The organism is Sphingobacterium zeae, from assembly GCF_030818895.1.
In the GTDB taxonomy this organism is placed as follows: Bacteria; Bacteroidota; Bacteroidia; order Sphingobacteriales; family Sphingobacteriaceae; genus Sphingobacterium; species Sphingobacterium zeae.
The window spans coordinates 568,319-580,964 of record NZ_JAUTBA010000001.1; the positions used below are offsets into that span (position 1 = coordinate 568,319).

A 12,646-nucleotide genomic window follows, 5' to 3' on the forward strand; every position below is an offset into this window, starting at 1 on the left:
AGATTGATATTTATAAAGATATTGCTAATATAATATAAATTTTGCAATATATGTTAATTTTTTATTAAAATTAGTTTAGGTACTAGTGTTTTCATTACAACCCATGCAATTAGATATGCTATAGCGCAAAAAGAAAAGATAATGAAGTATCCTGCTTCCTCGCCTTTAAAACCCATAAAAATGAGCTGCGTTTCATTTGCATAATCGAATAGCCAGCCTGATGTTTTGTTAATTATAAATGCGCCTATGCCCCCAGCAAGGCCTCCGATCCCTGTAACAGTCGCAATAGCACGTTTGGGAAAAGAATCTCCTATGGTTGAGAAAATGTTGGCAGACCACGATTGGTGTGCCGCTCCTGCAAAACCGATTAGAATGACAGGTATCCAATAAGATATGTGACCCAGAGGTTGAGCAAAAAGTACAACTAACGGGACAAAAGCAAACAATAGCATGGCTTTCATACGCCCTTCATAAGCATTCATTCCCTTTTTGTCAACAAAATAGGTGGGTAACCAGCCCCCATAAATAGATAACATGGTGATGGCATAAAGCACAAAAATGGCGAGCTGACCTTCAGTATCTGATGATTTGATGTCGTATACTGCCGAAAGATAGGCTGGCATCCAAAATAAGAAGAACCACCATACACCATCCGTCATAAATTTACCAAAAACAAAAGCCCAAGTTTGCTTGTATTTTAGACATTCAGAGATCGTCGTTCGGGGTTGCTTTGTTAGACCAGTTTGCTCCGGCGCATGTTCATGATCATCCTGGTGGATGTAAGCCAGTTCGGCAGCGTTTACTTTCGGGTTTTCATGTGGTTTTTTATAAAGAAAGATCCAAAAACCCATCCATACAAACCCCAATGCACCAATGATGATAAAGGACATTTCCCAGCCCCAATGGGCTGCGATAACTGGGATGGTCAATGGAGCAGCTAATGCCCCAATAGTTGCTCCTGAATTGAAAATACTGGTGGATAGAGCCCGATCTTTTTTAGGAAAATACTCTGCCGTAGCTTTAATAGCCGCCGGAAAGTTACCCGCTTCACCCACAGCAAGAACGAACCGGGCAAAGATAAATAGATTGACACTGACGCTCAATACCAAACCCACGTTGTTCACATGAGATATTGCTTCTTTTGCCCCTTCAAAACCAACAAACCATTCTCCAGCCACGATGCCTGAAGTAGCGATACCACAAAATGCATGTAATATCGCGCCAATGGACCAGATCCCGATTGCCCATAAAAATCCCTTTTTTGTATCCATCCAGTCTACAAATCGACCCGCAAAAAGCATACTGACTGCATAAAAAATCGAAAATAATGCGGTAATATTGCCATAGTCGGTGTTTGTCCAATGAAATTCAGGACTGATAAAATCCTTCCACGTTAAGGAAAGCACCTGACGATCCAGGTAGTTGATGGTAGTTGCAAAAAATAGTAGCGAGCATATTACCCAACGGTAATTACCCTTTTTCTCCGTGTTAATCATAATGGGTTTAATAGTTTATTTTTAATGTACTTGTCTGTTTGCCCCTGCCAGTATAGGCGCTTAGTACGCCCGCTTTTTAAGGGTAACACCCGAGTTTTTATTGTCTTGCTTCTGCAACGAATTCAAGCGCTTTTTGTGTATTTTCGACTAAATTACTGGTGTCTTTAGGGTCAATTAACTTGCTCCCCATGCCCACAGCACATACGCCTGATTTGAACCATGCCTTTAAGTTATCCATTTCGATTTCTACACCCCCCGTCGGCATAAATTTCTGACCTTTAAATAGGTCCCGGATTGATGACATAAATGCTGGCCCCAAAATATTTGCAGGAAACAATTTGATAAGTGCCGCCTCTTGTTCTTGAGCCGTATAGATTTCTGTCGGTGTCATACAGCCAGGAATCCATAGCTTACGCTGTTCGTGCACTAACGAGCCAACCAGCGGATTGACCAGTGGTGAAACGATAAAATCCGCACCAATTTGTAGAAATTGGTGTGCTTCGTTAACGGATTTAATCGTCCCGATACCTAAATAAAGATCCGGCATCTCCAGGTCTCTTGTGGCAACTAAGTGCTCGAAAACAGCCAAAGCTTCGGGACCTCGATTTGTAAATTCAAAAACACGTATCCCTGCTTGATATAATGTGCGTAGAATCGCGATGCTTTCTGCTTTATCGTGATGGAAGAACAGGGGAAGCATCCCTTGTTCAATGATTTTATCTAATACAATCTCTTTTAAATTCATGCTGTTATTCTATTTTTTATATCGTCTACAGAACTTGTTGTTGCATCGCTTGCAATAAATAGTTTATCAAATGCGGCTAGCGTGGCAAACTCTAATGTTGCTTTTGGAGAAAGATTGGAGTATAGTCCATAAATCAGACCTGCCATGAAGCAATCGCCGCTGCCCACTTTATCCAAAATCTCGTCCGCAATATATGTTCTTGATTTAATGAGGCTGTCTTTGTCAAACAGTGTTGTATAATACTTTATTCCTTTATTCTGATGGTCAAAACGAAAAGTATTGGCTACATATTGACATATCGGATTGGTGACAATGATTTCTCTGCTTGTACGATCCGCCTGCGCCAACAAATCTTCTTCTAAATAATCCGATGAAGAGTTTAGAAACCTTTCGTCTAGTGGCGTACCAAGCATTTGATGTGCTGCCCAGATATTTCCCATGATTAAATTGCAATATTTGGCAATCGCAGGCATAATCTCCTTCGGAGATTTTCCGTATTTCCAGAGCTTTGCGCGATAATTCAGGTCTAGTGACACAAAAATACCCCTTTCTTGTGCTTTTGTTACAGCTTCTAAACAGAGGTCGGCAATATCTTGGTTGATTGCAGGGCATATCGCAGAAAAATGAAACCATTTGACGTCAACAAAGACCTCGTCCCAATTGACACTGCCTACTTTGAGATTGGAAAACGATGAGTTTGCACGATCATAAATTACTCCTGCATTTTTTAGATCCTTCCCTTTGGGAAGATAGTAGATGCCCAATCGTTCTCCACCCCATAGCATTGCTGATGTATCGATATTTCTACATGTTAGGTAGTTGTCAATACTCTCGCAGATGGCATTTTGGGGAACAGCAGAAAGATAGGCTGATGGCACATCCCACAATGCCAAAGCTGTGGCTACATTCAATTCTGCACCGCCCACATAGAACGGCAACTGATGTTGTTCGATCCAATCCTGTTCGATATCGGGGCAGATTCTTAGCAGCAATTCCCCAAAGCTTAAAACTTTACCCTGCATGTTCATTAAAATTGAAAATATTCTTTCGCATTATTATAGCTGATATCCTGTATGATTTTCCCTACCCATTGGATATCATTTGGTATTTCTCCCCTTTCGATGTCTTCCCCAAATATGTCGCAGACTAATCTCCTGAAATATTCATGCCTAGGGAATGAAAGGAAACTTCTGGAATCGGTTAGCATACCCACAAGTCGGCTTAGTAGCCCCATATTTGATAGCGTATTGAGTTGTTTTGTCATGCCATCTTTTTGGTCCAAAAACCACCAAGCTGAGCCAAATTGAATCTTCCCTTTGATAGAACCGTCATTGAAATTACCGATCATGGTGGCAATAAGTTCGTTGTCGGCAGGATTGAGATTGTACAAGATGGTTTTGGTTAGCTTATCTTGATTGTCTAATTTATTCAAAAATTTTGACAATGCACGTGCCTGACTAAAATCTCCAATAGAATCCCATCCAGTATCTGGGCCTATCAAACGATGCATACGCGCATTATTATTGCGTAGTGCGCCCAGATGGTATTGCTGAACCCATCCTTTTTCATGGTCCCATTCGGCAAAATAAATCAGCATCGCAGATTTAAACTTTAGGTTTTCTGCGACAGAAATTTCCTTTTTTGTCCGAATCTTATCAAAGATTGCTACGATTTCTGTCTCAGTATAGTCTTCCGAGTAGATTTGTTCCAATCCGTGATCCGATACTTTGCATCCGTTGGCAGCAAAGAAATCATGTCTTGATTTTAATGCTTCTAAGTATGTTGCTAGGCTATTGATTTGAATGTCACTTACCTCTTCAAGTTTATCGATGTATTGATTTAAAGCAATAATATCGTCCGAATTCATCGCTTTGTCGGGGCGAAATGCAGGTAGCATCTTGAACGATTCGTGTTCTTTTGCAAACTGTTGATGAAATGCTAGGGTATCGATCGGGTCGTCTGTTGTGCAGACAACTTCTACGTGCATCATCTTAAGCAGACCACGTACAGAATAATTGTCTTGGCTCAATTTGGATGCAGTATCTGCATATATTTTAGAAGCAGTTTTTGGCGACAAGATATCCGTAATTCCAAAATAACGCTGTAATTCAAGATGTGTCCAATGATAGAGTGGATTACGCAAAGTATAAGGCACTGTTTCTGCCCATTTCACAAATTTTTCCTCATCTGGTGCATCGCCAGTGATAAAACGCTCATTGACCCCATTTGCGCGCATGGCCCGCCATTTATAGTGATCACCATTTAACCAAACCTGACTGATATTTTCAAATTTAACATCGTTTGCGATCTGCTCCGGAATCAAGTGATTATGGTAATCAATGATGGGCAGCTGTTTTGAATAATTGTGATACAGCTCAATCGCTGTATTCGTGTTCAATAAAAAATTGTCGTCTAAAAAAGTTTTCATGCTATATGCTGATTTATAAACTTACACCTCTTTTCCAAGGTATAAAGTCATCCTGATTTAATAACACAGCTTTAGGAGTTACTTCCCCGCTTGCTGCCTTGATACAATATTCTAATATGTCTTCTCCCATCGTTTGGATCGATTTATCTCCATCTATAATAGGACCGGTATTGATATCGATAATGTCAGCCATTTTAGCTGCCAGGACATTATTTGTCGCCACTTTGATGACGGGGCATATTGGGTTACCAGTAGGAGTGCCCAAGCCTGTGGTAAACAGAATAAGTGTTGCACCTGCAGCAGCTTTTCCTGTAGTAGCTTCCACATCATTCCCTGGAGTGCAAACCAGATTAAGACCTGGCTTCGTCGCCTCTTCTGTATAGTCCAGAACATCAACCACGGGAGATGTCCCGCCCTTTTTAGCTGCACCATTGCTTTTGATCGCATCAGTAATAAGACCGTCACGAATATTACCTGGAGAGGGATTCATGTAAAATCCAGAACCAACGGCTTCGGCGGCATGGCTATAGGCCGTCATCAGATCAATGAATTTATTCGCTGCATTGGGGTCGATAGTGCGGTCTATTAAATTCTGCTCGGCTCCGCATAACTCCGGAAATTCAGCTAAGAGAACTTTCCCGCCCAGCGCAACCAGAAGGTCAGCTGTGTAACCAACGGCAGGGTTGGCAGAGATACCACTAAATCCGTCACTGCCGCCACATTTTACCCCTAGGGTCAATTTACTCAATGGAACAGGCTGTCTCGAGAATTTATTGATTTCCGTCAGTCCAACAAAAGTCTGCAAGATCGCTTCTTTAATGAGCAGTTCTTCGCTTTTGGATTGTTGTTGTTCAAATACAAAGAGGGGTTTATCGAAAGCAGGATTGCGAAATTTGATGTCATTAACAAGGTCATTGAGTTGAAGGTTCTGACAACCCAAGCTCAAGATTGTCACACCGGCCACATTTGGATGATCAGCATAGGCAGCCAATAATTTGCTCAATATGGCTGCATCTTGGCGTATTCCACCACAACCACCCTGATGATTTAGGAATTTTATACCATCAACGTTTTTAAAAATGCGATCACTTTGATCTGTTGTACTATTTAGCCGTTCCAGAGAGGCTACAGATAACTCCTCCCCTTTTTCGTAGGCTGTTAATAACTGATGAGTGAAGTTTTTATATTTTCCAGTCACAGAATACCCAAGTTCATTATACAGTGCTTCTTTGATGACATCAAGATTTCTATTTTCGCAAAAAACAGTCGGAATGAATAACCAGTAATTTGCAGTTCCGGCACGACCATCTGAACGTAAGTAGCCTTGGAAAGTTCGACCCTCGAACTTGGAAACATCGGGCTTTTCCCAATGATAATTTGATGGTCTGAAATGATAGGGCTCCGCAGCATGTTTGGTATTGTCCGTATTCATGATACTTCCTTGCGGGATATCAAATTGCGCTTTCCCTACCAGTAAACCATACATGTAGATTTCATCACCAAAGTGCATGTCTTGCATAAAAAATTTATGCTTTGCAGGAATATCCTCCTGCAAAATATAATGATTTCCCTCAAACGAGATCGTATCACCCTTTTTAAGATCTTGTAAGGCAACTAAGACGTTGTCTTTGGGGTGTATTTTTAATACTTTATTTTTCATTAAAGCTTCTTTTTTTAAGTCCCCATTGAAATACACGGTTGTTTTTAATAGCGTATTGGATTTTCAAGCGAGCGTATTTCATGTGGTAACTTGTTATACTTTCTTATTATCAAAGGTTAATGAAAGCTCAACTGCTTTTAAAGCTCCTTTTTCAGCGATCAGTTGTAATTTTTCTTTAACTGTTTCTTCAAAACGTGCAAATTCCGTTAAATCTTCACCCCATAGGTCTATTGCAGAAAGTAGGGTATGCACAATCTGATCCTGATTCGCCCATGCAGCGTATATTTTTGGCGCCAACTCATCTTGAAGCTCGATGGTATGCCCATTGATTACACGGATATAATGATCATCTTTCTGCTCGGATTTTAACAAATAAAGATAGGCCGCAAAACCAAGCGCAAAAAGCTGCGGTGCTTCATGATGCTTTGCATACCATTTTTTTAATAAAGGGATATTCCGCATGGCCATTTTTGAACTGTAATTCAAAGCAATGGATTCCCATTTGTGTTCAAGATGTGGATTAGCAAAGCGATCAATCACTTTGGATGAAAAATCGTTAATATCTGAAACGGAAATAGTTTCGCTTACGATAGCGGGACCTATTTCATCGCGCATTAGGGAACTGACAAATTGATGGAAAGCATGATTTTTCATCGCTTCTTTTACCGTATTGAAGCCTGAAAGAAGGGCAAGAGCACAACTCAACGTATGTGTCCCATTGAGCAGTCTAAGCTTGATTTCCTTGTATTTTTCAATGGACGGAACCAATAATACATTGGAGTCTGCTAAAGCGAAAGAAAGACGTTGATTCACACGTTCAGACAATGTTTCGATTGCCCACAAGCGAAAGGGTTCTGCCATAATCATCAATTGATCCTCATAACCTAATAGCTCGCAGGTCTTTTCATACGCTGTTAAGGGGAGCGCTCCAGGAACGATACGGTCAACTAAGGTGTTGCAGAAATCGTTGGCGGTATCAAGCCAATCCATAAATGAATCAGGTAACTCGTTAAGTTTCGCTAGCGCCGTGATAATAGATTTTAGTTTACTCCCGTTTTCAGTAATCAATTCGGTAGGAACTATAGTTAAACCCTTGTTTGTGTCGCCATTAAAATAGACAAATCTCCGGTGTAGAATGGCGAGAAGTTTACCTGGAAAAGAGGCCGGCGGCATGGCATTGACGTTGTCATCGCTCATGGTAATACCAACCTCCGTTGTGTTGGAAAAGACAATTTCAAGATCTGGATTTTCTGCGCTTTTTAATATTTCTTCCCAATGCTGATTTGCAGATAGCACACGAGAAATAGCATTGTTTATTTCGTAATGCGCAACTTCCAACCCGTCTTCTATATACCTTTGATGCATAATGTGTATAAACTATTCTGCTGTTCGAAGGCATCGGCAACAGCGGATGCGGTCGACTTTACAACCAACACTCTTCCTTGGAACAAGTTCTGCTGATTGGCTTTATGAACAAAATAGTCAGGTAGACCCCTGAGCAATACACCGGTACCAAATTGTAGGATCTTTTCCGGATAGGAGAAAGAAATTGCTGTGGGCTTGTGCACCAGATCAGCATTAATCGTTTGTATAGTATGTTGCGTTAGTAACATGTGATGCTATTTTTATTTATTGAATTTGATGTTGTTTTTTCCACTTTGGATAATCTTTTTGTATAAGTTTTTCGGGCCAATTTCCAAACCATGCATATCCATTTCTGCGTTCTTCAGATACTTCATCGAAACGGTATTTGACCGTGTTATCTCGATCACCAAAAAGTGGACGGTTGTCCTTTAGATGATAAAATCTGGCCCATATCGTGGACGAACTATCAGCAATAAGTTTACGTTCACTCTTGCCCGTCAACGTATTTTTAACGTGATCAAAACGGTAACCTTCGATATCATTTCGTTGAAACCAATTTATGGCCTGTTCAATGGCCTGTTGAATCTCGGGCGTTACAGGCTGTAGCATTAAAAAACGGACGATAGCAACCGATTCACTGGTACTCAATGAAGGCGGTTCGAATTTTCGGGCTTGGGCAGGTATTAATGTTTGCTCATCGTATTGAGCAGCCCATATAGTCCGCTCTCCCTCTTGGATGACCTGAGTTTTTAGAATACAAGCTATGCCCTTCGCTAAGGCGTGTTGAGCTTTGGATACAAAAGCAAGATTAACAGCGTCAAAACCAGGCCGCTTATTGGCCACATGGTATAGAACGGTCAATGCATTGATCATCGCATTATCGTTATAGGTAATCTCAGCTCGATAAAGCGATTTATTGGGATAATACTGTGGGAACCCGCCGTTGTCATATTGAGCTGATAGGAGATATGAAATGCCTTTTTCGGCAGCCTTCAGGTAAATGTCATTGTTTGTCTCCTTAAAAGCGTTTATTAACCCATTTATTTCCCGGGTTGTCGCACCATTGTCAAGCGTGGCATGATTAATATCCGTCTTTTTGATCTCTTGCAGTAGCTCTTTTGTAAGTGGAAGCTTATAGTCGACGACACTTTTGTCGGCCAACTGCTTAGGCCAGGCACCATTTGTTAGCTGATATACAAGCATCTTCTCTGCAAGTGAATCTTTGGCAGCCAGGGCTTGTGCAACGCATGGTCTACCCAGTAAGAAAGCCGCGATGAAACTTACAATAGCGATTTTTTTCATAGTCCTTAGTTATTGACCTGTTTAAATAACCATTGCACTAAATCATTGGCAGCAGTAAAATTTTCGTATTCTTTCGGCAACTTTCGCCCGTCTGTATACTCATTATACAACCAGGGATCTCCGATGGCAAATACCGTTCCTTTTCCATATTTTGCTGTAGCAATGATCGTGTCACCATGGTCTTGAATCAATGCCTGAGCGGGAGCTTTTACCTGTAATGTTGAAATTTCCTTGATATATATTTTGGATGTATTTGGAAATACGATATTACCTTTCGGGATAGGTATTGCGCCTGTTTGAAATTCATTTCCTTTTACGCGATTACGGCTATCTTCATTGAATGTAATGCCGAACTTTTGCGCTAGCATATTGAATTTCTTAATCTCGCAGTTACCGCTATCATTTAAGAAGAGAACAAGTACACCTCCCTTGTTCACCCATTGAGCAATCTGCTGTGCATGGGTTTCGTTCATAAAATGTGGCTGTTTGGTTTCTTTCTCTGTGTCAGGATCCACAATAATGTAAACATTGGATTTCAAGAGATTTTTTAATGTAGGTGCTGACTTTAAAGTGTTTAACTTCCCTCCATTTTTTTCAAATGTCCTACCCAATAAGGAAAACCCGTTGTTGTCTTCACCATCCCAAAGGTAGTGATAGGGTTTAAGCTCACCTGATGCCGTCTTTTTATATTCATTGTTGAAATAATTATCCAGTGTGACGACATGTTGTTTTTTGCCTTTCTTTTCCTGAGCAAATTCAACTTCTGATGCGGCAAGGATAAAGGCACCAATACCTTTTGGGTCGTTAGTAACAACGGGTTCACTCATGTAATATGCAAAACTACCGTCGCGATATTTTTTTCCGCCTAAACCAGAAACCTGCACCGTTTTGTTGAGGTCTACGCGGTTATCTCCAGCAACGCTAATAAATTCCTTTACGATCCCTTGATAGCCCCGATCCAAATATTTCTGAAACGATGCTTGAATATACCCCTTACGTAATGATTTCGCTAATCCAAATACGAACATACTGGAAGCTGAAGACTCTAAATAATTTCCCTTTCTCGTTCCCAAATCCACAATATCGTACCAAACTCCAGTTTTGGTGTCCTGGTATTTAACAACGGCCGATAAGGTTCGATCTAAGATTGCGATCAGTTCCTGTCTGCGCGGGTGATCTTCCGGAAAATAATCCAACACGTCTACCAAAGCCATTACATACCAGCCCATACCGCGGGCCCAAAAATGTGGTGATAGACCCGTTTTTGGATCGGACCAGCGTTCCTTTTTTGATTCGTCCCAACCATGATACAAAAGCCCAGTTTTTGGATCACGGGCATTTTTTTCCATGTAAACAAATTGGTTTGCGATATCATCAAAAGCGGATGGAATATTCATAAGGCTAGCGTATTCAGCATAGAAAGGCTGGGCCATGTAAAGGCCATCCAACCACATCTGATAAGGATAAATCTTCTTATGCCAAAAACCGCCCTCATGAGTACGAGGATGTTTTTGAAGTTGTGCATATAACCGATGGCATGCCTGAAGGTATTTTTCTTTGCCTGTTACTTTATATAGCATTAATAGGGTTGTACCGTTTTTGATATTGTCAATATTGAAGTCTTCGACATCATAATTTTTAATAGAATCAGGTATACTCAGGTAAGCATCCATGCGGGATTGCATATAGTTAAAATAATCTGCATCTCCTGTATTGCGCCATACCGCTGTTAAGCCTTCAAAAATAACGCCCATATCGTAAGACCATTTTGGAAATTTACCCGCCTTATCAAATAAAGAATCTGGATAAAGTTTTTCAAGTACTGTGTTGGCCATTTGTTCAGAAAGAGGTTTCTGTTGTCCAAACCCAGCGAATGGAATAAACATCGGCAGGACTAAAAAAAATAAAAATAACTTTCTCATCACGTTCCTAATTTTTAATTGTTAAGGATTTGTCTGTACTTCCTGCAATAAATTGACTGACAACTTTAGCCGAGGAAGTATTGGATTTTGTTAATCGTATATTATCACTTTTATCGCCAGCTACTTGGACATACACCTCAGGAGCATCCAGCGCTTGGATATTGTCCAAATGTATGTCGCTGCTGTTTTCAATAGTAATGAGAGGATTACTTTGCTGTGTTTTTAATACAATATTTTTAAGATTGATTTGCGAAGCTTCAATGATTTCAATTCCTTTATTTGCCTGCAATGTTGCATGCTCAATCCAGATGTTCTGAATGTGCATTTCAGGAAGACCTCGGAAGAAAATGCCTTTTGAAGCTCCCTTAGCTACAATATTTTTGATATAGAAATTCTTGAACTGTGGTGTCTCTTCTGTGACTGGAATGTTGACTGATTTTATCGCCGGTCTCTTTTCTCCAGCAAGCGGTACTGGATCTACAGCAGCATAATACATATCGAATAAAATCGCTTCACCAGGGATATCAACCATATTGATGTTATTGATAAATATATTTTCAACAATTCCACCTCTGCCCCTTGTTGTTTTGAAACGAAGTCCAATGTCAGTACCAATAAATGAACAGTCTTCAACCCATATATTGCGTGCTCCGCCACTCATCTCACTGCCAATCACAAAGCCGCCATGAGCGTGATAAACAACACTGTTGCGGATAATGACATTTTCTGTTGGTTTACCTCGTTCTCGCCCCGCCTTATCGCGGCCGGACTTAATACAAATGCCGTCATCACCAACATCGAAAGTGCAATCTTCAATGAGGACGTTCTTACAAGATTCAACGTCTACACCATCCCCATTCTGGCCATACCACGGGTTGCGGACAGATACTTTACGTAAGGTAAGGTCATCACATAAAAGCGGATGTATATTCCAGGCTGGCGAGTTTTGGATTGTAACCCCTTCTATTAATACTTTTTTACAATTTGTAAATACCAAAAGATTGGGGCGTAAAAAATCTTTAACATCTTTGAAGTCTTCGGCGGTCGTACCCGGACGGATTACGCCCGCCTTCTTTTGTTTTGAACCTCTAAGAGAACTTTCCGATGGGTACCATATTGCGGCATCGCTATCGACTGTACCGCCAGATGCTACAAGGTTTTTCCATTGAGAGCTTGTGAGTTTGCTTTTTTTGACCATCCGCCAGGCATCACCGCTTCCATCAATAATACCATCACCAGTAATAGCAATATTGCTTAGATTTTTACCCGATATTGGGTTTTGATTCCGCCATGCTGGCTCTCCTTCCCAATTTGATTCAACAAGTTTGTACTGATCAAAATCCTTGGTAAATAGCAGGACTGCATCTCGTTTAAGGTGTAGATTTACATTACTCTGCATCTCAATAGGGCCTGTTAGCCAAATCCCTGCAGGGATCAATACCACGCCCCCACCACGCTCACTACATGTGCGTATGGTTTGGTTAATAGTCGCCGTATTCAGAAATTGACCATTTCCTTTGGCTCCATAATTACTAATATTTAAAGTGTCTTTTTTAAATTCGACCTGCTGTATAATTGGACGAGCCGGTTCTTGCGACATGCCAATCTGTGGCAGCATAAGAAACAAACCGAGTGCGAATTGTAATGTACGGGAATAGTACCTTTTAAACGGAGTCATTTTTTTACATTTTGGTTTAAAAACGGTTATTTGCAAAAGCAATTGTACAT

General features: G+C 40.7%; 10 protein-coding genes. All 10 read right to left on the reverse strand.

All coding sequences use genetic code 11. From position 1 onward, the window contains the following. Positions 1–53: 53 nt before the first annotated feature. The 10 genes from QE382_RS02475 to QE382_RS02520 all read right to left on the reverse strand — a co-directional run bounded on the left by QE382_RS02475 (position 54) and on the right by QE382_RS02520 (position 12,596). Positions 54–1,496 carry an MFS transporter gene (locus tag QE382_RS02475; RefSeq protein WP_370877873.1) on the reverse strand — a complete coding sequence of 481 codons (1,443 nt, stop codon included), beginning with the start codon at positions 1,494–1,496 and terminating at the stop codon, positions 54–56. Positions 1,497–1,593: 97 nt separating this feature from the next. Beyond that, positions 1,594–2,241: a beta/alpha barrel domain-containing protein gene (locus QE382_RS02480; protein WP_307184543.1), complete on the reverse strand. Its 648-nt coding sequence runs from the start codon at positions 2,239–2,241 to the stop codon at positions 1,594–1,596. Continuing rightward, a complete protein-coding gene (locus tag QE382_RS02485) occupies positions 2,238–3,263 on the reverse strand; it encodes a sugar kinase (protein ID WP_307184544.1) in 1,026 nt (341 codons plus the stop codon). The genes QE382_RS02480 and QE382_RS02485 overlap by 4 nt, the downstream gene beginning before the upstream one ends. A gap of 5 nt (positions 3,264–3,268) precedes the next feature. Continuing rightward, positions 3,269–4,669, reverse strand: coding sequence for a glucuronate isomerase (gene uxaC / locus QE382_RS02490; RefSeq protein WP_307184545.1), 1,401 nt, complete (start codon positions 4,667–4,669; stop codon positions 3,269–3,271). Between the two features lie 13 nt (positions 4,670–4,682). Beyond that, positions 4,683–6,329, reverse strand: a complete 1,647-nt coding sequence (locus QE382_RS02495) for a UxaA family hydrolase (RefSeq protein ID WP_307184546.1) — start codon at positions 6,327–6,329, stop codon at positions 4,683–4,685. A gap of 93 nt (positions 6,330–6,422) precedes the next feature. Then, complete coding sequence (locus QE382_RS02500; protein WP_307184547.1) at positions 6,423–7,694, reverse strand: tagaturonate reductase; 1,272 nt, start codon at positions 7,692–7,694, stop codon at positions 6,423–6,425. Beyond that, positions 7,676–7,942: a hypothetical protein gene (locus tag QE382_RS02505; RefSeq protein ID WP_307184548.1), complete on the reverse strand. Its 267-nt coding sequence runs from the start codon at positions 7,940–7,942 to the stop codon at positions 7,676–7,678. Before QE382_RS02505 ends, QE382_RS02500 begins: the two co-directional genes overlap by 19 nt. Positions 7,943–7,958: 16 nt before the next feature. Continuing rightward, positions 7,959–8,996: a pectate lyase gene (pelA, locus tag QE382_RS02510; RefSeq protein ID WP_307184549.1), complete on the reverse strand. Its 1,038-nt coding sequence runs from the start codon at positions 8,994–8,996 to the stop codon at positions 7,959–7,961. 5 nt (positions 8,997–9,001) lie between these two features. Further along, the gene (locus QE382_RS02515) at positions 9,002–10,918 is read right to left on the reverse strand and encodes a glycoside hydrolase family 88/105 protein (protein ID WP_307184550.1); all 1,917 of its coding nucleotides are present in this window, start codon (positions 10,916–10,918) and stop codon (positions 9,002–9,004) included. Positions 10,919–10,925: 7 nt separating this feature from the next. Beyond that, positions 10,926–12,596 (reverse strand): glycoside hydrolase family 28 protein, encoded by a 1,671-nt coding sequence (locus QE382_RS02520; RefSeq protein ID WP_307184551.1) that lies wholly within the window; start codon positions 12,594–12,596, stop codon positions 10,926–10,928. Positions 12,597–12,646 lie beyond the last annotated feature (50 nt).